Below are 19,627 nucleotides of genomic sequence, written 5' to 3' on the forward strand. Positions count from 1 at the left end.
TCTGTTGGAGAAAAAAGAACATGACCACCGCAACCCCATCCCCCACGCCAGCGGCCAAACTGGCCCGCTTTGCAGCCGAGCTGCAGTACAGCGACATTCCCGAATCCGTGCTGCAGAAAACCGAAGACCTCTGGGTCGACTGGTTTGGCTCGGTGGTGGCCGGCCACAATGCCCGCCCCGTGGCCAGCATCACCCGCTTTGCGCTGGGCCAGGGCCCGGCCCAAGGCCCTGCCGAGGTGATTGGCCCCGAGGGCAGCAGCAGCAGCCCCTACCTGGCGGCCATGGCCAATGCCGCCGCCTCGCATGTCGCCGAGCAGGACGATGTGCACAACGGCTCGGTGTTCCACCCGGCGGCCGTCGTCTTTCCCCCGGCTGTGGCCGTGGCGCAGGCGCTGGGCAAGTCCGGCAAGGAGCTGCTGACCGCCTGCATCGCCGGCTATGAAGTCGGCATCCGTGTGGGCGAATTCCTGGGCCGCTCGCACTACAAGATCTTCCACACCACCGGCACCGCCGGCACCTTGGCAGCGGCTGCGGCCGTGGGCCATCTGCTGGGCCTCAATGCGCAGCAAATGCTGCATGCCTTTGGCTCGGCCGGCACGCAGTCTGCAGGCCTGTGGGAGTTTTTGCGCACCGCTGCCGACAGCAAGCAGCTGCACACCGCGCATGCCGCCGGTGCCGGCCTGATGGCTGCCTACCTGGCCAAGGATGGTTTCACCGGCGCGGCCGACATCTTCTGCGGCGCGCAGGGCATGGCCGCTGGCATGTCCAGCGACAGCGATCCGGCCCGCCTGGTCGATGGCCTGGGCACGCGCTGGGCCACGCCCGAGACCTCGTTCAAATGGCATGCCTCCTGCCGCCACACCCACCCGGCGGCCGATGCGCTGCTGCAGGTGCTGCGCGCGCACCAGCTCAAGGTCTCGGACATTGCCGAAGTGGTGACCCATGTGCACCAGGCCGCGATCGATGTGCTGGGCCCCGTGGTGGACCCGAGCACAGTGCACCAGAGCAAGTTCTCGATGGGCACGGTGCTGGCGCTGGCCGCGCGCTTTGGCTTTGCCGGCCTCAACGAGTTCGACAACGAATTCCGCGCCGAAGACACGATGGCACTGCGCGACAAGGTGCGCATGGTGCTGGACCCCGAGGTGGACGGCGCCTACCCGCAGCGCTGGATTGGCAAGGTCACCGTGACCACCACCGATGGCCGCGTGCTGGAAGGCCGGGTGGACGAGCCCAAGGGCGATCCGGGCAACACCTTGAGCCGCGAGGAGCTGACCGACAAGGCGCTGCGCCTGGGCGAATTCAGCCGCGCTGTGCCTGCCGCGCAGATGCAGCAATCGGTGCAGAAACTGTGGCAAGTACGGGAATGGACCAGGGTCGAAAAGCTATTGGTGGCCGTATAAAGAAAGCAGCAGCGCCGAAGCTGGGTGGCTGCGACGCGGGGGCCCGACCAGGCCCCCATCCCCTACCGGGATGGGCGATGTACCCCTCCCAAGATCAGGAGACAAAAATGCGCTTTCGCTTGTTGACCCCGGCAGCCGCTGCCGCCGTGATGGCCTGTACCGGCCTGGGCCTGCACCTCAACGCCCAGGCGGAGGACTGGCCCACCAAACCGGTGGTGATGGTGGTGCCTTACTCGGCCGGTGGACCTACCGATGTGGTGGCACGCATGCTGGCCATTCCGATGGGCAAATCGCTGGGCCAGACCGTGGTGGTGGAAAACACCGTGGGCGCAGGCGGCACGATTGCGCCCGCACGCGTGGCCCGCGCCAAGAACGATGGCTACACCATCCTGATCCACCACATGGGCATGGCCACGGCACCATCGCTGTACAAGAAGCTGCCCTATGACCCGTTGAAGGATTTCGAGTACATCGGCCAGGTGCTGGATGTGCCGATGACCCTGCTGTCGCGCAAGGACTTTCCGGCCAACAACTTCCAGGAGCTGATGGCCTATGTGAAGACCAACCAGGAGAAGGTGTCGCTGGCCAATGCCGGCATTGGCGCGGTCTCGCAGCTCTGCGGCATGCTGTTTGCGTACCAGGCGGGGGTCAAGCTCACCACCGTGCCCTACAAGGGTGCGGGCCCGGCCATGAATGACCTGATGGGCGGCCAGGTCGATCTGCTCTGCGACCAGACCACGCAGACCGCGCCGGTCATCAAGGACGGCAACCGTGTCAAGGTGTTCGGCGTGACCACGCCCCAGCGCCTGACCGCCATGCCGCAGATCCCCACGCTCGACGAGCAGGGCCTGAAGGGTTTTGACGTCAAGGTCTGGCATGGCATGTATGCCCCCAAGGGCACGCCGGCCGAGGTGATCAACAAGATCAACGTCGCCCTGAACGTGGCCTTGAAGGACCCCGTGGTGGTGCAGCGCATTGCCGACCTGAGCAGCGAGCTGGTGACCCCGGACCGCGCCACGCCGCAGAGCTTGAAGGCCTTGCTGGAATCGGAAGTGAAGCGCTGGAATACGGTGATCAAGGCAGCCGGCGTGACCGCCGAATAAGCCTGGCGCTTGACCCGCGCAGGAGCAGGGGCCATGGGCCCCTTTTTTGATAGACGAAAGACTGATGGACATGACTCTCAACACGCATCCGCTGGCCAGTGCTACCTCCTGGCTGTTTGTACCGGCCAGCCGCCCCGAGCGCATCGCCAAGGCACTGGCCAGTGGGGCCGATGCGGTGATCGTGGACCTGGAAGATGCGGTGGCGCCGCAGGACAAGGAAGGTGCCCGTGCCGCCTTGCTGGGCGCCTTTGGCCAGCTGCAGGCGGCCGAGCGCGCCCGGGTGCTGGTGCGCATCAATGCCCATGGCACGCCCTGGTTTGACGGCGATCTGCAGGCGCTGGCCCAGCTGGTGGCGCAGGGCGCAGCTGGCGTGGTGCTGCCCAAGGCCGAGACCGCCGAAGCGATGGCGCTGCTGCTGCCAGCGTTGGGTACGCAGGGGCTGCTGGTGCCCATCATCGAATCGGTCGCGGGCCTGCATGCCATCGATGCGATTGCGCACGCGCCGCGCGTGCTGCGCCTGGCCTTTGGCCATCTGGATTTTCAGGTCGATGCCGGCATGGCCTGTGCGGAGGACGAGAGCGAGCTGCTGCCGGTGCGCCTGGCCGTGGTGCTGGCTGCGCGCCGCGCCCAGCTGCCCGCGCCCATCGATGGCGTCACTGTCAACACCCAGGATGCGGCCGTGGTGCAGGCTGATGCGGCGCGTGCGCTGCGCGGCGGCTTTGGCGGCAAGCTCAGCATCCACCCGATGCAGGTGGCTCCTATCAATGCCGCCTTTGCGCCGACGGATGCGCAATTGCAGCGCGCCCAGCAGGTGCTGGCGGCCGCCGAGGCGGCGCAAGGCGGGGTCTGCGTGGTCGATGGCCGCATGGTCGATGCCCCGGTGATTGCACTGGCCCACAAGACCTTGCAGCGCCACCAGCAGGCCCAACGGCGCTTGCAAAGCGCGTCCTGAGCCTGTGCCAAAAGCGGTCCGCTCGGGTAGCCGAGCAGGACACTTTCTGACACAGCTCTCCGCAATCTCGTCGATATACTCGCTCGACCACCGCGCCGCAAAAGCGGTACACCGAAAGAGGAGAGCGAGATGTTCAAACACGCGATTGCCTGGGCCGCCGTGGCCCTTACCGGGATGGCCCATGCCTACGTGCCGCAGGGCGGTACCTGGATCATTTCCGAGGAAGCCAATGGCCGCCCCGGCCGTGGTTTTGCCGTGGATGTGCAAAACGATGTGCTGGTGATGCAGGTCTATGCCTATGAAAGCAGCGGCCAGCCGACCTTCTACATGGCCACCGGCCGCCTGGATGACAACAGCGAGCTGACGGCCACCTTGGGCCGCTATGAAGGTGGTCGTTTCCTGGGCAGTGACGCCCGCAGTGGTGTCGAGCGCGGCAGCCCTGGCAATGTGCGCATCCGCTTTGTCAGCGGCACCTTGGGCTATATCACCCTGCCGGGCGAAGGCGAGAAGGAAATCAAGCGTTTCCGGTTTGGCTATGACGACTCGCCCGCCTCGCTGCTGGGCCTGTGGAGCCTGGTCTATGGAGACAGCATTGGCAACATCGAAACCGAGACCATGCAGCTGACCCGTATCACCGGCGGCTCGTCCTTCGGCAGCGGCATGACCGTGTCCTACGACGGCCTGTTTGCCTGCGAGCAGATCATCCGTGGCGTTGATACCGGCAAGACCCAGTGCGTGAAGATGCGCAGCGGCTCATCAAGCGAAACGGTGCGCGGCTTCTGGTTTAACTTCAGCGTTAACCAGGCAGAGGGCAACTGGAACAATACCCGTGGCTCGGGCGACGGTGCCCTCTATGCCAACCGCCTGATGCAGAACTCGGGCCGCATCACCGGCCTGCTGCGCAAGGTAACGCCGGATGCCGGCAGCGAGCAGAACAGCAATGACGATGCGCTGCGCTCCGCACTGGAAGCCCAGGCCAGCGCGCGCCAAAGCCGCTGATCTGCGTTCACTGCCCCATGAAAAATGCCCTGGCTTGCCAGGGCATTGTTGTTGGGGCCTTGGGCTCTTATTCAATGCGGGCGCCGGTCGCTTTGACCACTGCAGCCCAGCGCTCCATCTCGCGGTCGATATGGGCACCCAGCGCCTCAGGGGTGGAGCCCACCGGCTCATAGCCGCTGGCGGCCAGCTGCGATTGCAACGAGGGGTTTTGCAGCGCGGTGGCAATCTCGCGGCTGAGCTTGCCGGTGATGTCGGCAGGGGTGCCTGCCGGCGCAATCACTGCATACCAGCCATTGATGTCAAAGCCCGGAAAGCCTTGCTCCTGCACGGTGGGGATCTCGGGCGCCAGGGCGGAGCGCTTGGCGCTGGTGACGGCCAGCGCATGGAGCTTGCCGCTGCGCACATGCGGGATCGAGGTGGAGATGCTGTCAAAGGTCAGGTCGATATCGCTGGCCAGCATGGCGTTGACGACACCGGCACTGCCCTTGTAGGGCACATGCGTCATCTTGACGCCAGCGGTGCTGGCAAACAGCGCGCCGGCCAGGTGGCCGGTATTGCCATTGCCGGCCGAGCCATAGGTGAGCTTTTCCGGCGCGGCCTGCGCGGCCTTGACCAGCTCGCCAATGTTCTTGGCCTGCAGCTTGCTGCTGCCCACCACAATCATCGGCAGGTTGGCCACCAGCGAGACTGGCGCAAAGTCCTTGCGGGTGTCGTAGGGCAGCTTGGGGTAGAGGCTGTCGTTGATCGCATGCGCGGCCAGCACCATCAGCACGGTGTAGCCATCGGGCTTGGCGCGCGCCACATACTGCGAGGCCAGGGTGCCGCCCGCGCCGGGCTTGTACTCCAGCACCACCGGCTGGCCCAGCTGCTGCTGCAGCTGCAAGGCCAGTGGGCGACCCAGCAGATCGGCACTGCCCCCGGGTGGGTAGGGGATGACCAGCTGGATCGGCTTGCTGGGCCAGGTCGCTGCATGGGCCATGCCGGCCAGCAGGCTGCTGCCCGCAACCGCCATGCCAGCGAGCAGGCCGGCCAGCTGCCTGCGCCGGTGGGAGGTAGGGTGGCGATGGGTCATGTCATGTCTCCTGGTCTTGTTGTTGGATGGGCGTCGCCGGGCGATCAGGCCGCTGAGGCGCTGGTCTGGCTGGCGTATAGCGTGCGCAGCTCGCGCTTGAGCACCTTGCCAATCTCGCTGCGCGGCAACTGGCCGTGGATGACCAGGTCGGCCACGCGCTGGGTCTTGCCGACGCGGCTGTTGAGCCACTGCTGCAAGTCAGACGCCTGGGGGCTGCTGCCGGGCTGGGGCACCACATAGGCCACAGGGCTCTCGCCCCAGGCGTCCGAGGGCACGCCGATCACCGCGCATTCACGCACCTCGGGGTGCTGCAGCATGACGGCCTCGATATCGCTGGGGTAGACGTTGAAGCCACCGGTGATGATCATGTCCTTCTTGCGGTCGCCCAGCACGATGAAGCCGTCGGCATCCATCTGGCCCACATCGCCGCTGCGGATAAAGCGCTCGCCGCTGGGGCTGATCCACTCGGCCTCGCGGGTCTTGTCGGGCTGGCGGTGGTAGCCGGTCATCATGCCGGCCGAGCGGCCAACGATCTCGCCCTGCGCGCCCTTGGGCAGCTCCTTGCCTTCTTCGTCGATAAAGCGCAGATCGGCGTCGGGGCCGGCGCGGCCGACGGTGTGCAGCTTGTCGGGGAACTGGTGGCAGTGCAGCTCGCAGCGCACGCCGCCCTCGGTCATGCCGTAGTACTCGATCAGGCGGCCGGGCCAGCGGCGCAGCACCTCGGACTTGAGCGCGGTCTTGAAGGGCGCACTGGTGCAGAATTTGTTCTGCAGCAGCGTCAGGTCGGCCTGGTCAAACGCCGGGCAGTCGAGCAGGCGCTGGTACTGCACGGGCACCAGCATGGTGTGGGTGGCGCGCTCCGCTTGGGCCAGCTGCAGGTACTGGGCCGCGTCGAACTTGCGCATCATCACCAGGGTGCCGCCCAGGGCCAAGGTGGGCAGAACCGCCACCAAGGTGGTGTTGGAGTACAGCGGCGTTGCGCACAGCGATACCGCATCGGTGCCGTAGCCATTGGTGACGGCGCGGTTCACATGCGACCAGCGCATGCCCCAGCTTTGCACAATGCCCTTGGGCACACCGGTGGTGCCCGAGGAATAGATCAGGTTGAAAGGCCACTGCGGCGTGGGCTGCACCGGCTGGGGCGCCTGGCCGGCGGGCACCTGGGCCAGCCAAGTGCTCCAGGGCGTGCCGGCCTGCGCGGCATCGTCCAGCGCGATGCAGGGCCGCTCTGCGGTGCTGGCCAACGGCCACTGCGCAGCGACCTCGGCATCGCGCAGCAGCAGCTTGGCCTCGGAGTTGTCCAGCATGGCGCTCAGGTGCTCGGCCGTGGCCGATGGCGCCAGCGGTGCCACGACGACACCGGCCTGCAGCGCGCCCAGGTAGGCCAGCACATAGGGCACCGAGGTGCTGGCGCAGATGGCCACCACATCACCGGCTTGCAGGCCTTGCTGCTGCAGCGCGCAGGCCACCTGGCGCATGCCCTGGGCCAGCTGGGTGTAGTTCAGGCGGGTGTCGCCCAGCACCAGCGCGGTGTGGTTGGGGCGTTCCTGGGCCTGGGCCAGAACCAGGGCGGGGATGGAGCCAAAGGGCTGGGCGAGTTGGAAGGAGGAAGTGTCAGACATACCAAGAATGCAAACGAAAGAAATCAGTCCAGGGACAGGTTGGCGGCGCGGACGATCTCGGCCCAGCGCTTGCGCTCCTGCGCGATGAAGGCGTCGTGCTCGGCCGCCGTTTCGCCGCCGGGCACACCACCCAGCTCGGCAAAGGTGCGGCGGATGTCGGCGCTTTGCAGTGCCTCATGGGCCACCTGCTGCAGGCGGTTGACGATGGCATCAGGCGTGCCAGCCGGGGCCAGCAGGTCAAACCAGGCGGTCACATCCATCGGTACACCGGCCTCGCGCATCGTCGGCACATTGGGCAACTGGTCGGAGCGCTCGCGGCTGGTGATGGCCAAGGCCCGGAACTTGCCTGACTGGATATGCGGCATCGAGCTGGGCAGGTTGTCGATCATGAAATCGACCTGCTGGCCCAGCAAGGCAGTGACGGCGGGCGCTGCGCCGCTGTGGGGCACCAGGGTCACATCCAGCCCGCTCTGCTGGCGGAACAGCTCGGTGGACATGTGCGGCGATTGGCCCACGCCCGAGGTCGCGGCGGTCAGCGGCTTCTGCTTGCCCAGCGCCACGAGCTGCAGCACGTTCTGGATGGGCGAGCTGGCGTGCACGACCAGGATGTTGGGCACCGAGATCACATTGGTGATGCCGCGCAGGTCATTGGGGCCGTAGGCCAGCTTTTTGTTGAGGCTGAAATTGATGGCCACCGGGCCGATGTTGCCCATCAGCAAGGTGTAGCCATCGGGCTTGGCGCGCGCTACATAGGCAGTGCCGATGCCACCGCCGCCGCCGGCCTTGTTCTCGACGATGACGCTGGTCTTGAGCGACTGGCCCATCTTCTGCGCCAGCAGGCGCGCTGCGATATCGGTGGTGCCGCCGGCCGCTGCGGGCACGACGATGGTGATGGGGCGGGCCGGCCAGTCGGCCGCGAAGGCCAGCAGGGGGGAAAGCAGCAGGGCCGCAAGGGCGCGGCGGCGCGCAAAGCGCATGGTGTTGTCTCCGTATTTATCGTTAAGGGTTCACGATAGGGAGTTCCACCCAGCGGCGTGAGGGGGTTTGCCTGCACCAGGGCATATTGCGCCTTCGCCGTTGCGAAAGCCATGCTTTGCGTGCGCAGAAGCAGGCCAAAAAAAAGCGGCCCGAAGGCCGCTGATGAAGCGTGGAGTAGCGCTGACTTTATGGGTACAGACCGCGTGCTTCGCGTGCGTGCAGAATGCGGCGGCAGGCGATGATGAAGGTGGCGGTACGCAGGGAGACCTTGTTCTCCTGCGCCACTTGCCACACGGCAGCAAAGGCGTCCTGCATGATGCGCACCAGGCGGGCGTTGATCTCGTCCTCGCTCCAGAAGAAGCTGGAGAAATCCTGCACCCATTCGAAGTAGCTCACCGTCACGCCGCCGGCGTTGGCGATCACGTCGGGCAATACCAGCACACCCTTGTCATGCAGGATGTCATCGGCTTCGGTGGTGGTCGGGCCGTTGGCGCCCTCGATCACCATCTTGGCCTTGATCTTGCCAGCGTTCTTGCCATTGATCTGGCCTTCCAGCGCAGCGGGGATCAGGATGTCGCAGTCGACGGACCAGAAGTCCTCGTTGGCCATCTTGTCGGCGCCCTTGAAGCCGCCCACACCGCCGGTGTTGGCCACATGGTCGAGCACGGCGGGCACATCCAGGCCCTTGGCGTTGAAGATGGTGCCGGTGTGGTCCTGCACGGCCACGACGATGGCGCCGGCTTCAGCAAACAGCTTGCCAGCCGTGCCGCCCACGTTACCAAAACCTTGCACCGCCACCTTGGCGCCTTGCAGGGCCAGGCCGGACAGCTTGGCGGCTTCGACGCCCACGGTGAACACGCCGCGGCCGGTGGCCTCGACACGGCCCAGCGAGCCGCCCAGATCGATGGGCTTGCCGGTGACCACACCCGTGGAGGTGGCGCCGGTGTTCATCGAGTAGGTGTCCATCATCCAGGCCATGATCTGGCCGTTGGTGTTCACGTCGGGTGCAGGGATGTCCTTGGACGGGCCAATGAACAGACCGATTTCGCTGGTGTAGCGGCGGGTCAGGCGCTCGAGCTCACCCTTGGACAGGGTCTTGGGATCGACGCGGATACCACCCTTGGCGCCACCGTAGGGCACGTTCACGGCGGCATTCTTGATCGACATCCAGGCCGACAGAGCCATCACTTCGGACAGGGTCACATCCTGGTGGAAGCGCACGCCGCCCTTGCCGGGGCCACGGCTCAGGTTGTGCTGCACACGGTAGCCTTCAAAGTGGGCGATCGTGCCGTTGTCCATCTCGATGGGCACATCCACAATCAGCGCACGCTTGGGGCGCTTGAGCGTCTCGACCCAGCGGGCCAGCGAGCCGAGGTAGGGCGTGACGCGGTCGACCTGCTGCAGGTAGTTGCCCCAGGGGCCCAGGTGCTTGGCGTCGAGGTAGGAAGGCAGCGCGTGTTGTGCTGCGGCGGGAGTGCTGTTGGACGGCATACGATCCATGCGGTTGAAAAGGTCTGTACAGCTTAAATCCGCTCTATATCCTTTGTCCAAGGCCGGATGATAGGGATGGAATGCTTTTTTTGCATAACCTGGCCTTGCCGCTGCTTACATGTGGCGTATTGCTGCGGCGACAGGGGCTGGCGCCGCTGTCCGTTACGCTATGCCAATTGGATTTTTTACACTTTCGGACACCATCGCCATGCCCTCTGCCGACACCGCCCCGACCTTCCAACCCGCAGCACTAGCCCAGGCGCTGCAGACGGCCACCTCGGCCGGCAGCGCCATCGATGCGGCCGCCTGGCCCGCCAGCCTGGCGCCTGCCGACATCATCGCCGTGCACTGCGAGCGGGCTCAGCGCTGGGGCGACAGCGCCCAAGCACCCCAGTACTGGAAATCCGGCGGCCCCAGCCGCAGCCAGCCGCTGGGCCATGCACCGCTGCCGCCCCAAGGGGTGCATGCTGGCGGCGCCGATCTAGGAGGGACGCCGTTCTTTCTGCGCGGGGTGGAGGCCGAGATTGCATTGCGCCTGGGCCAGGCGGTCGATGCGGCCCAGGCCGCTGCGCTCGATGAGGCCAGCGCTGCCGAGCTGATCGATGCGATAGCGGTAAGCATTGAGATTGTCGATTCGCGCTGGCAACAGCAACTGCAGGCACCCGCCGCCCTCAAGGCTGCCGATCTGCTCTGCCATGGCGCGCTGGTGCTGGGCCCCTGGCAGCCCTACCGCCCCGTGGATGGCCGCACGCAGCGCTGCACGGTGCAGATCGGCACGCAGCCGGCCCAGGCTTTTGAGAACAGCTACGGCCTGCAGGACCCGGCCTGGCTGCTGCCGCAGTGGCTGCGCCATGCCACCGCGCACTTTGGCAGCCTGCGCGCCGGCACCGTGGTGACGACCGGCAGCTGGTGCGGCCTGTTGCAGGCCGCGCCTGGCGATGCAGTGCGGGTACAGTTTGACGGCATTGGCGAGCTGCGGGTGCAGCTGTAATCCGCAGACCCCGCCAGAAAGCAAAAACGCACACCGTTCGCCATGGGCGAGGGTGTGCGTTGCACAGCGGGTGGCCGGCCCAGGCCGGCGCGCGCTATCAGTTCTGGGCGATGGCCGAAGGGTGCTGGGCCAGCGGCGTGACCGAGATCTTCATGTAGGGGAACAGCGGCAGCGCCTGCAGCAGGCCGTGGAGTTCGTCGTTGGATTCCACATCGAACACGCTGTAGTTCGCATACTCGCCCGCCACGCGCCAGATGTGCTTCCAGCGGCCATCGCGCTGCAGATCTTGCGAATAGGCCTTCTCGCGGGCCTTGATCTCTTGGGCCTGCTCTTGGGGCAGGTCATGGGGAATGTTCACATCCATGCGAACCAGGTACAGCATTGTTTTCTCCTTGGCGGCGCTGGGTGGGCCTGCCGCTGGGCGGGCCACCATGCGCTATGTGTCGATCGGTTGGTGCCGGCCCTGCGGGCAGGGCCAGCGCGCATTGTCCGCCCAGGAGGAAGCCAACAGGGTCTCGTCGGCTAATCGTTGCTTGGGTAACCGTTTTAAAGGCTCTGAACCAGCCGCCCGTAGCTAGGTGCGGCCGGCTAGGCGCCCCCATGCTCAGGCGCCGGTGCAAAGCTCATGAACAGGCCGTAGATGCCCAGCTGTGCTGCAATCTGCGGCAGAAAGCTGAACAGCATGTACAGCGGCAAGGTGACGAGCAGGCTGAACTGCTGGGACAGCCAGGCGAGCGAGGCGGCTTGCAGCGGGATGCTGATGACGAGCATCAGCATGCCGGTCAAGGTGGCGGCCACCTTGTGCAGCACCGGAATCGGGAAGATATACAGCACCAGTGCATGCACGGCAGGCAGCAGCCAGAGCATGGCCAGGCCCATGTCCAGGATGTTGTCGGCCAGCAGGCGGTTGACGTCGCTGACCGCCAGCGTGGGCAGGAACTCATAGGAGAGCAGGCCCACGATGCCCAGCAGCGCGACGATGCGCAGCCCATAGATCAGAGGCAGGCGTTCGCGCGAGAGCACAAAGGACAGTGCCATCAGCCCCAGCGACAGCAGCGCGCCGCCCCACCATTGCCAGAGGTTGGGGGCCGGCACATAGAAATGCGTGCGCACCACATCGATGGGCATGCCCAGCAGCGAGGTGGTCTTGACCTCCACCCCGTCACTGCTGCCCAGGCCCAGATGCGGCCAGGCCCAGCCCAGCACATCGGCCCAGCGGTGCATCAGCAGCGGCGCGCCCCACCACAGCACCAGCCAGAAGGCCAGCAGCAGCACCAGCAGCTGCGCGCTGTGCTGCCAGGTCCAGATATAGCTTCTGAGCCCTCGGTGCTGGCGGGTCATGCGCAAAGACATGGCGGGGCCTTAGAAGTCGAAGAACACCGCAGCGCTCAGGCCCTTGCGGTTGTAGTAGGGGTTGCGGTAGAACTGGCCGCCGACCAGGTAGCCCCAGTCCTTGCCCAGCCACTGGCGCCATTGCAGGCTCAGCTCGGTCGACTGGAAGCCGACCTGGTCACCGGCGCCATTGGCGATGGCGCCGCTGGGCAGATAGCCTTCCTTGCCGTGGTCGATGCGGGCGGTGAAGTAGTGCTGCTTTTCGCGGCCCATGGTCAGCGCGGCAAAGCCCCGGTAGCCTTCCACCGAGCCGGGGTTGGATTTGTTGTAGACCACGCCGCCTTCGCCGACCCAGTCATTGGCCGAGTAGTAGGCCACCGAGGCGGTGATGCCGGTGTCGCGGTGGATGCCGTCGCGGCTGGCCGACTTCATCAGGGCCAGGCCGGTCACCCACTGCTGGCTCTCAGTCCACTTGCGGTAGATGGCGATGTCGCCACGGTATTTGTTTTGGAAGTCCGCCGAGCCGGAGCTGGCGCCCACCGACATGTACCACCAGGGCGACAGGGTCTGCGTCAGCGACAGCGCACCGACGGTGCCGCGCTGGTCGAAGTGGCGCTGGCTGGACAGTTCCCAGTTCAAGGTGGTGCCGGGCTTGAGGCCGACATTGCCGCGCACGAATTCGTCGTTCCAGTTGCTGTTGCCGCCGGTCAGGCTGGAGAAGCCCGCGCCGATATCGACCTGGCCGCGCTTGCCGGGTTCAAAGTCGGCGGCGGGTGCAGCAGCGGGCTCGGCGGCGGTGACGGGGGCAGCAGCGCTGGCGGCCGTGGTCTGGGCCATCGCGGGGGCCAGCAGGGCGGCGGCGCTCAGGGCCAGGGAGCTGCGGAGGAGGAAGGTGTTCATGGTGTTCTTGTGTGGGTTTTTCAAAGGGAGGATGGCGGCAGATGGCGGGCAATCGCGGCGGCAATCTGCACACCGCTGCTGCCATCGCCAAAGGGGTTGTCCACCGTGGCGGGCGGTTGGCCAGGCAACTGGCCGGTGGCCAGCACATGGCTGGCGGCCGAGAGGATGCGTTCGGCCTGGGTGCCCACCAGCAAGCCGGCGCCGCAGGTGATGACTTCCGGGCGTTCGGTCACATCGCGCATCACCAGCAGCGGCTTGTGCAGCGAAAGGCCTTCTTCCTGGATGCCGCCCGAATCGGTCAGCAGCAGCTGGGCAGCGTCCATGATCTCGACCATGGGCGCGTAATCGAGCGGCGCGGTCAGGCGCCAGCGGTTCTGCACCTCGGCCGTGGTGGCGGCATGCACGCTGCGCACCACGTCCTGCACCAGCGGGTTCAGGTGCACCGGCCAGATCACGGCGGCATCGGGGTGCTGCTCCAGCAGGCGGGCCACCGATTGGGCGATCTCCACCATGGGCCCGCCCCAGTTCTCGCGCCGGTGTGCGGTCACCAGCACCAGCTGGCGCAGGCCGCTGTCAACAAACCACTGGTAGTCCGGGTTGGCCACCGGCTGGCCGGCAGCGCGCTGCTTGCGCACATGGCGGGCAGCCAGCAGCACGGCATCGACGACGGTGTTGCCGACCACCGAGACCTCGCCCGGGACGTTTTCCTTTTCCAGGTTGTCACGGGCCTGGCCGGTGGGCGCAAAGTGCCATTGGCTGACGCGGCCGATCAGGCTGCGGTTGATCTCTTCGGGGAAGGGCTCGGAGATGCGGCCCGAGCGCAGACCCGCCTCGACATGGCCAACGGGAATCTGCAGGTAGGAGGCAGCCAGCGCGCCCATGGCGGCACTGCTGGTGTCGCCATGCACCAGTGCCACGGCAGGCTTGAGGCTGGCCAGGGTGCTGCCGATGGCGGACATCAGCTCGCTCGACAGCGCCGGCAGGGTGGCGACTTCGCGCTTGAGACGGATCACCTCCTGGGGTGCAATGCCAAAGAATTCATACAGCGGCCAGGCCATCTCTTCGTGCTGGCCAGTGTGCAGCACATGGGTGGTGATGCCGCGCGCGCGCAGCGCCAGCACCACCGGGGCCATCTTGATGATCTCGGGCCGGGTGCCCATGATGGCGGCCACGGAGAAGGAGGAGGAAGGGTTGGAGGTGCTCATGGTAGGCGATGCAGTTCAAGGCTGAGTTCTTTGCCGTCCTGTACGCGGACCAGCCAGGCATCGTCGGTGCCTTGCACCTGGGCCTGACCAGTGCGCACGCGCACGGCATCGTATTTGGTCTTGGGAACGGTCCAGGTCATCGACTCCAGGGACCGGTTGTGGCTGGCGCTGAGCAGGTCGTTGTCACCGTCGGCGGTGATGGTCCACTGCACCTGTTCGCGACGGCTGAGGAAGTCGGCCGCCTCGGTCATCGAGATGAACTGGCACTGCTTGCGGTCCGCGCAGGCCTGCACGCTGTCGATATAGGCCTTCACTGCGGGCAGGTAGTCCACTGCGCCAATCGGGTGGAAGTAGCTCAGGCGAACGCTGCGGGTGTGCTCGATAAAGCGCGCCACCTGCTGCAGCCACTGGCCGAACTCGTCAATGGGCATCTTCTGGAACGAGGCCTCTTCGGCCGAGGCCACCTGGCCATAGGTCAGCACCGGGAAGGCCCAGGACTGGTTGACCTGGCGCGTGCCCAGCCACAGCCGCGTGGGCGGCATGCCGACATTGGCCACCGTGTAGAAGGCCTGCACGCCGTGCTCGGCCATCCAGTCGTAGGTCCAGAGCGGGGTGTTGCCATTGGGGGCCGAGTATTCCTTGGGCTGCAGGCCATGGTTGGCCTTGGTGACCGAGGCGTTGTTCAGGTCCAGCAAGGGCATGAAATCATCGGCATTGTCGTCCGATGCGTTGTTGCCGAAATAGTTGTGGATCCAGCCGCCATGGTTGCCGATACTGTGGCCCTGGCTCAGCAGCTTCTGGATCATCTGCTGGGCGTCTTCGTTGTAGTCCAGGTCCATGCCCAGGCCATCGCCCTGTTTGTTCACATCCGGGCCGGCGGTGAAGTGCAGGGACTGGTGGCCGTGCTCAAAAATGCCGGCTTCCTGCAGCTCGTGCAGAAAACCGATCGCCTTGCCGTCGTCGTTGTGCCAGTTCAGTACCAGCGCGCCAATGCCGTCGGGCGAGGCGAGCAGCGCAGGGCGCTCCACCACCTGCTGGGAAAAGTAGGACAGAAAACCGTGCAGGAAAATGCCGTCGGTGCGTTCGAGCAGGTAGGTCAGCGGCAGGTTGACAAACAGCGCCTGGCCCTTGCCCCAGCGGTTGAGGCTGGCCACCACATCGCCATTGCTCGATTGCAGCAGGATGCGTGCACTGCCCTTGGGACGGTCGGTCTTCAGCACGGTAAAGCGCTGCGAATCCTTGGTGTAGCCGGCGATGAAGCTGGGGAAGGCGGGTACATCCACTTCCAGCTCTTCGGGATCGATGGCGGTGAGCTTGGCAGCAGCCTTGGCATCCAGATAGCGCCCGGGGGGAATGCCCAGCAGCTCCATCGTGGCGGGTGCGCCCCGGATCTCTTCATAGTCGGAGAGCCGGTCCTTGTAGGTGTCGTAGTCGCCGTAGCGCACGCCCAGCATCTCGGACAGGCGCGAGGTGCCCTTGCTGTAGTAGCCGCGCTCGTCGAGCATGCCGCCGTCCTGCACCACCATGGCCTGGCCGCCAGCCTGCACCACCTGGATCAGGGTCTGCACGGCCGCATCCGAGATATTGCGGTGGAAGGTGTCGGGCAGGATCACGGCCTGCTGCGCGGCTGGGGCGCCGTAGTTGATGCCGCGCATCCATTCACTGATGCGCAGCGGCGTGAGCAGCACGCCGCGCTCATGTGCTGCCTGGCGCCAGATCTGGACCTCGGGGGCGTTGGGGGCCATGCTGTCCGGAATCAGCAGGCTGATGGTGGCGTAGTGCTGGCTGGCCTTGACGCTGCGCGCCTGGTGCCAGGCGATGGCGGCCAGCGCGCACAGCACGACCACGGTGGCGGCCAGCCATTTTTTCCAGCGCAAGAGCTTGTTCATGGTGTCAGCCTCAAGGGTTGGCAGCAGGGGCGGTTGCGGGCGCTGTGGTTTTCGCAAAAGGGCACTGGGTGCCAATGCCCTTTTGCGCCAGCGCCTGGTCGATCATCGCATCCAGCACGGTCCAGCCTATCGTGGCCTGGAAGGGCCGCAGCGACGCGCGCCAGCAGGCCGCCTGGATCGGGGCGGTCTGGCGCATTTTCCACGCAACCAGGCCCCATGCATAGTCATCTTCGCTGCGCGACAGCCAGGCCTTGCCATGCAAGGCCAGCCACTGGGCAGTGGCGCGGTCCGATTCGGCGCTGGAAATCACGCCGGTTTGCCACAGGTAGGCGCTGGCCAGGGTGTGGGGGTAGAAGCGCGGCTGGTCGTATTCGGGCAAGGCCGGCTTCCAGTCGCTGCCGCTGCGAAAGTTGCGGGTGATGGCGGTCGCGAGCTGCTTGGAGGCGGGGCCGGCCTGTGCACCTTCGGTCACGCGCAGCGCTTCGTAGACCTCGACGTTGTCCATCAGGTAGTACAGCTCGGTGTTCAGCAGCGCCTTGTAGAGCTGGTTCTTGGGGTTGCGCAGGCGCGTAAGCAGCTGTTGGCTGCGCACAATGGCCAGATCGGCAGCCACCAGCTGGCTGGTGGTCAGCCATTTTTTCTCGCGTGCCTGGTGCAGCATCTCGATCGTGGTGGCGGCCATGGAGTCGTCGGCATCGGCACCCATGCAGCTGCGCCAGCCCATGTCACCGGTGGGGCAATAGCGGTCAAAGCCCCCGTCCAGGCGCTGGCGCGGCAGCAGCCAGGCCAGCCAGCGGCGCAGCTCGGCCTTGAGCGGCACATCGGCCTGCAGCGCGATGGTGAAGCCCTTGTTGACGAAGTAAGGATCCACTACCTGGCCGCCCAAGGTCGTGTAGTAGGCGCCATCGCCTGTGGCAAATTCGGCCAGCGCCGGGGGCTCGGCCGCCTGCGCGCTGCCCGCCAGCTGCCAGGCCATGGCGGCCGAGGCCATCCAGAGATTGCGTGTTTTCATAGCACCACCTGTCCGGAACGTACGGCAGCAATACTGCCATAGACCCGCACACTGGCGTGCAAGGCGATGGTCCAGGCCGAGACACTGCTGGGGCATTCCTTGTCGCCCACCTGGCTGTCCGGGCCCAGATGCAGGCGCTTGCCGGCGCACAGAGGGCCTTCGACATAGTTGTTGCCCTTGGTCTGCAGGTCGCCCTGCACAAAGACGGCGCCCTGCACACAGGCGCTCTGCGCCAGGATGGCATTGCCATGCACCTTGATATGGCCCACGACCACGGACATCTCTTCCATCAGCAGGTTGCCGGTGACCACCAGGCCGCCCCGCACGATGGTGCCGGCCGGAATGCGCAGGTCCCCTTCATGGCGGCGTTGCAGGGTCGTCAGCGGCATACCGGTGCCCAGCTCGGGCAGCGGAAAGCTCAGCGAGCGCTTGAGCGGCCAGGTGAAGATGCAGGCGGCCGAGAGGCGCAGAAAGCGCGCACCGGGCGACAGCACGATATGGCGCTCGGCGCTGGTCAGGCGGGCCAACTGGGCAGGGCCCAGGCAGTGGATGCTCTTGGCATGCAGCACGCGCTGCACCACGCTGTTGGCCTGCAACTCGACCACATCGCTGGAGATCAGGGTGCGCAGCTGGGAGCGAAAGCCGATCACCACCGGCACCTGGGTCTTGGCCATCAGGCGGTTCTGGCCCCGGGGCACCATCAGGCGGCCCTGGTCATCGTGGCGCCATTGGGCGACACGGGGCATGGCTTCCAACAGGTCGAGCTGGTCGGCCATGCGCTGGGCCGTGTAGTCGGTGCGGCCGTTGTCCAGCGGGTCAATGGCCAGCGCATCGGCATCACTGCGCGAATACAGCTCGCGCAGCGCTGGCAACAGGGGCAGAAGGAAGACCAGGGCGGTCGCGATCAGCCACATGCTGCCAAACAGCAAGGGGTTGGCGGGGGCGGTCATACACGTGCTTCAGGCAGGGCGACGGTGGCGACAGCAGCGGCCTGCGCAGCGGCGGGGGCTGCAGCGGGCGCCTGGCGGTAGCGCACGGTCTTGTCCCATTTGAACTGGCGCTTGAACAGCTTGTCGAGCAGCAGCCCATCGATCGTGGCCTTGGAGACCGCGACCATGCTGACCACAAAACCCGTCAGCAACAGTGGCAGCAGACGCAGGCGGCGTTGGTGGCCATCCAGGTGCACGGCAGCGGCCACTTCAAAGAAGGCGGCGAAGTTACCCACGCAGGCAAAACCGGTGGCAATCAGCAGCATCAGCAAGGCAATGTTCACATTGGCGCCGATGCCGTAGCCGGTCACTGTCAGCACCAGGGCCAGCAGCCAGCCCACCAGCAGGATGGGTGACATCAGGAACACGCCCAGCAGCGCCACGCCGTCGACCCGTTCCATCCAGCGCAGGCCCTTGCGGGTCAGCATCTCGGTGCCCAGCTTGGTCATCACCTGGTTGTGGCCCTTGGCCCAGCGGCTGATCTGGCGAAAACGCACGGCCCAGCTCTCAGGCACTTCTTCGTAGCATTCGGCGTAACCCAGGTAGGCGGTTTGCCAGCCCTTGAGCAGCAGACGGTAGGTCAGGTCGGTGTCTTCGGCCAGCACTTCAGGTGTCCAGCCGCCGACATCCTGCAGCGCGCTCAGGCGAATGCCGCCGACGGTGCCGCCATATTGGGCCACGGCGCCCATGTTGAAGCGGGCTTGCTGGTCGACCTGGTAGCCGCCGGAGCGCTCCAGATCCAGCAGGCGGGTGAGCAGGTTCACACCAGCGTTCTGTGGCACCACGCGGCCCATCACGGCGCCCACTTCGGGGTCGAGGAAGGGGGCCACCAGTTGCTTGATGATTTTCTTGCCAGGCAGGTAGTCGGCGTCGAACACCACGATCAGCTCGGACTCACCCCGGGCCTGCACGATGGCGGTGGCATCGGCCAGCGCCGCAGCCTTACCTGGGGGGCCTTCCTGGCGGTGGAACAGCTGCAGGCGGCCGGGGTGGCGGTCGGCATAGCTGTCGATGATCTGGCGTGTGCCATCGGTCGAGCGGTCATTGACCGGCATGATCGTCAGGCGGTCACGTGGGTAGTCCACGTCCAGCAGCGCCTCGATGCAGCCGGAGATCACGGCCTCTTCGTTGTGCGCGGCAATAAAGACGGTGATATGGGGCCAGTGCGCCTGCTCGATGCCGGCATACAGCGGGCGCTGGCGGGCAAACAGGCGGTTGAGCGTGAAGGCGTAGTGGCGGAAGGTGTAAAGCGCCTCCAGCAGCACCACCAGCATCAAGGCCGCCAGGCACAAGCCCAGTGCCCAGGTCGCCCAGCTGGCTTGGTAGAGCGTTGAGGGCTGTGCATGGGCAAGCACAGGCGAAAAGCCCAGGAACGCTGCGCAGAGTGCAGGTGCCTGAAGAAAAGGGGCGGAGTGCTTGGCCATGATGATTGATAGAAAAAAATTCTTACGACTTGTGATTCGATTATATCAATCACTACAAATGCATGAATAGTGTTTCAACAAGTATCCGAGTAAAAAGTAAGCATTTATTAACGTTAAAGCGAATAACTATCAACACTTTGTGAAATGGCTGCGCCGAAGGCGTTACAAATTGATGCTTGATTTGGAAGCCTTTTTTGGAGATTGTGCGGCGCAAATGCTGCAGTGCATCAGAATTTTTTGTAGCTGGATGATGCGTTTGATAGTTGGT

At 65.5% G+C, this 19,627-nt stretch carries 17 protein-coding genes; 5 read left to right on the plus strand and 12 right to left on the minus strand.

What is annotated here, in order from left to right:
- The first annotated feature begins 20 nt into the window (after positions 1-20).
- The 4 genes from EDF71_RS11445 (at position 21) to EDF71_RS25015 (ending at position 4,454) form a co-directional block, all read left to right on the plus strand.
- Positions 21-1,400, plus strand: coding sequence for an MmgE/PrpD family protein (locus EDF71_RS11445; protein WP_133856717.1), 1,380 nt, complete (start codon positions 21-23; stop codon positions 1,398-1,400).
- 149 nt (positions 1,401-1,549) lie between these two features.
- The gene (locus EDF71_RS11450; RefSeq protein ID WP_243854278.1) at positions 1,550-2,503 is read left to right on the plus strand and encodes a tripartite tricarboxylate transporter substrate-binding protein; all 954 of its coding nucleotides are present in this window, start codon (positions 1,550-1,552) and stop codon (positions 2,501-2,503) included.
- Positions 2,504-2,573: 70 nt separating this feature from the next.
- On the plus strand, positions 2,574-3,455 hold the full coding sequence (locus EDF71_RS11455) for a CoA ester lyase (RefSeq protein ID WP_133856719.1): 882 nt from the start codon (positions 2,574-2,576) through the stop codon (positions 3,453-3,455).
- A gap of 129 nt (positions 3,456-3,584) precedes the next feature.
- Positions 3,585-4,454, plus strand: coding sequence for a hypothetical protein (locus EDF71_RS25015; protein ID WP_166656519.1), 870 nt, complete (start codon positions 3,585-3,587; stop codon positions 4,452-4,454).
- Positions 4,455-4,521: 67 nt separating this feature from the next.
- On the opposite strand, the gene EDF71_RS11465 is transcribed toward EDF71_RS25015, so the two are convergent.
- From EDF71_RS11465 to EDF71_RS11480, 4 genes are all read right to left on the minus strand, one after another.
- On the minus strand, positions 4,522-5,526 hold the full coding sequence (locus tag EDF71_RS11465; protein ID WP_133856720.1) for a tripartite tricarboxylate transporter substrate binding protein: 1,005 nt from the start codon (positions 5,524-5,526) through the stop codon (positions 4,522-4,524).
- Between the two features lie 44 nt (positions 5,527-5,570).
- A complete protein-coding gene (locus EDF71_RS11470; RefSeq protein WP_133856721.1) occupies positions 5,571-7,148 on the minus strand; it encodes a class I adenylate-forming enzyme family protein in 1,578 nt (525 codons plus the stop codon).
- 23 nt (positions 7,149-7,171) lie between these two features.
- Positions 7,172-8,125, minus strand: a complete 954-nt coding sequence (locus tag EDF71_RS11475; RefSeq protein ID WP_133856722.1) for a tripartite tricarboxylate transporter substrate binding protein — start codon at positions 8,123-8,125, stop codon at positions 7,172-7,174.
- A gap of 187 nt (positions 8,126-8,312) precedes the next feature.
- Positions 8,313-9,617 (minus strand): Glu/Leu/Phe/Val dehydrogenase, encoded by a 1,305-nt coding sequence (locus tag EDF71_RS11480; RefSeq protein ID WP_133856822.1) that lies wholly within the window; start codon positions 9,615-9,617, stop codon positions 8,313-8,315.
- A gap of 208 nt (positions 9,618-9,825) precedes the next feature.
- Here EDF71_RS11480 and EDF71_RS11485 point away from each other — a divergent pair, with 208 nt between their 5' ends.
- Positions 9,826-10,608 carry a fumarylacetoacetate hydrolase family protein gene (locus tag EDF71_RS11485; RefSeq protein WP_133856723.1) on the plus strand — a complete coding sequence of 261 codons (783 nt, stop codon included), beginning with the start codon at positions 9,826-9,828 and terminating at the stop codon, positions 10,606-10,608.
- 97 nt (positions 10,609-10,705) lie between these two features.
- On the opposite strand, the gene catC is transcribed toward EDF71_RS11485, so the two are convergent.
- The 8 genes from catC to EDF71_RS11525 all read right to left on the minus strand — a co-directional run bounded on the left by catC (position 10,706) and on the right by EDF71_RS11525 (position 19,359).
- Positions 10,706-10,990, minus strand: coding sequence for a muconolactone Delta-isomerase (gene catC / locus EDF71_RS11490; protein WP_021026843.1), 285 nt, complete (start codon positions 10,988-10,990; stop codon positions 10,706-10,708).
- Positions 10,991-11,196: 206 nt separating this feature from the next.
- Positions 11,197-11,961 (minus strand): hypothetical protein, encoded by a 765-nt coding sequence (locus tag EDF71_RS25020; protein WP_166656520.1) that lies wholly within the window; start codon positions 11,959-11,961, stop codon positions 11,197-11,199.
- A gap of 9 nt (positions 11,962-11,970) precedes the next feature.
- A complete protein-coding gene (locus tag EDF71_RS11500) occupies positions 11,971-12,840 on the minus strand; it encodes a YaiO family outer membrane beta-barrel protein (protein ID WP_133856724.1) in 870 nt (289 codons plus the stop codon).
- Positions 12,841-12,860: 20 nt separating this feature from the next.
- On the minus strand, positions 12,861-14,045 hold the full coding sequence (gene wecB, locus EDF71_RS11505) for a UDP-N-acetylglucosamine 2-epimerase (non-hydrolyzing) (protein ID WP_133856725.1): 1,185 nt from the start codon (positions 14,043-14,045) through the stop codon (positions 12,861-12,863).
- A complete protein-coding gene (locus tag EDF71_RS11510; RefSeq protein ID WP_133856726.1) occupies positions 14,042-15,934 on the minus strand; it encodes a hypothetical protein in 1,893 nt (630 codons plus the stop codon). Before EDF71_RS11510 ends, wecB begins: the two co-directional genes overlap by 4 nt.
- Before the next feature lie 10 nt (positions 15,935-15,944).
- Entirely contained in the window at positions 15,945-16,946 is a 1,002-nt protein-coding gene (locus EDF71_RS11515; RefSeq protein WP_133856727.1) for a hypothetical protein, read from the minus strand.
- The gene (locus tag EDF71_RS11520) at positions 16,943-17,896 is read right to left on the minus strand and encodes a polymer-forming cytoskeletal protein (RefSeq protein WP_133856728.1); all 954 of its coding nucleotides are present in this window, start codon (positions 17,894-17,896) and stop codon (positions 16,943-16,945) included. The genes EDF71_RS11515 and EDF71_RS11520 overlap by 4 nt, the downstream gene beginning before the upstream one ends.
- Positions 17,893-19,359 (minus strand): glycosyltransferase family 2 protein, encoded by a 1,467-nt coding sequence (locus EDF71_RS11525; protein WP_133856729.1) that lies wholly within the window; start codon positions 19,357-19,359, stop codon positions 17,893-17,895. Before EDF71_RS11525 ends, EDF71_RS11520 begins: the two co-directional genes overlap by 4 nt.
- Positions 19,360-19,627: the final 268 nt, after the last annotated feature.

The organism is Comamonas sp. JUb58 (assembly GCF_004364775.1).
Taxonomy (GTDB): Bacteria; Pseudomonadota; Gammaproteobacteria; order Burkholderiales; family Burkholderiaceae_C; genus Comamonas.

Excerpts from the sequence above, each read along its gene's own strand:
- catC (WP_021026843.1), bottom strand. The coding sequence starts at position 10,990 with ATGCTGTACCTGGTTCGCATGGATGTGAACATTCCCCATGACCTGCCC.
- EDF71_RS11470 (WP_133856721.1), bottom strand. The coding sequence starts at position 7,148 with ATGTCTGACACTTCCTCCTTCCAACTCGCCCAGCCCTTTGGCTCCATC.
- EDF71_RS11510 (WP_133856726.1), bottom strand. The coding sequence starts at position 15,934 with ATGAACAAGCTCTTGCGCTGGAAAAAATGGCTGGCCGCCACCGTGGTC.
- EDF71_RS11465 (WP_133856720.1), bottom strand. The coding sequence starts at position 5,526 with ATGACCCATCGCCACCCTACCTCCCACCGGCGCAGGCAGCTGGCCGGC.
- EDF71_RS11525 (WP_133856729.1), bottom strand. The coding sequence starts at position 19,359 with ATGGCCAAGCACTCCGCCCCTTTTCTTCAGGCACCTGCACTCTGCGCA.
- wecB (WP_133856725.1), bottom strand. The coding sequence starts at position 14,045 with ATGAGCACCTCCAACCCTTCCTCCTCCTTCTCCGTGGCCGCCATCATG.
- EDF71_RS11485 (WP_133856723.1), top strand. The coding sequence starts at position 9,826 with ATGCCCTCTGCCGACACCGCCCCGACCTTCCAACCCGCAGCACTAGCC.
- EDF71_RS11500 (WP_133856724.1), bottom strand. The coding sequence starts at position 12,840 with ATGAACACCTTCCTCCTCCGCAGCTCCCTGGCCCTGAGCGCCGCCGCC.
- EDF71_RS11445 (WP_133856717.1), top strand. The coding sequence starts at position 21 with ATGACCACCGCAACCCCATCCCCCACGCCAGCGGCCAAACTGGCCCGC.
- EDF71_RS11455 (WP_133856719.1), top strand. The coding sequence starts at position 2,574 with ATGACTCTCAACACGCATCCGCTGGCCAGTGCTACCTCCTGGCTGTTT.
- EDF71_RS25020 (WP_166656520.1), bottom strand. The coding sequence starts at position 11,961 with ATGTCTTTGCGCATGACCCGCCAGCACCGAGGGCTCAGAAGCTATATC.
- EDF71_RS11515 (WP_133856727.1), bottom strand. The coding sequence starts at position 16,946 with ATGAAAACACGCAATCTCTGGATGGCCTCGGCCGCCATGGCCTGGCAG.
- EDF71_RS11480 (WP_133856822.1), bottom strand. The coding sequence starts at position 9,617 with ATGCCGTCCAACAGCACTCCCGCCGCAGCACAACACGCGCTGCCTTCC.
- EDF71_RS25015 (WP_166656519.1), top strand. The coding sequence starts at position 3,585 with ATGTTCAAACACGCGATTGCCTGGGCCGCCGTGGCCCTTACCGGGATG.
- EDF71_RS11475 (WP_133856722.1), bottom strand. The coding sequence starts at position 8,125 with ATGCGCTTTGCGCGCCGCCGCGCCCTTGCGGCCCTGCTGCTTTCCCCC.
- EDF71_RS11520 (WP_133856728.1), bottom strand. The coding sequence starts at position 17,896 with ATGACCGCCCCCGCCAACCCCTTGCTGTTTGGCAGCATGTGGCTGATC.
- EDF71_RS11450 (WP_243854278.1), top strand. The coding sequence starts at position 1,550 with ATGGCCTGTACCGGCCTGGGCCTGCACCTCAACGCCCAGGCGGAGGAC.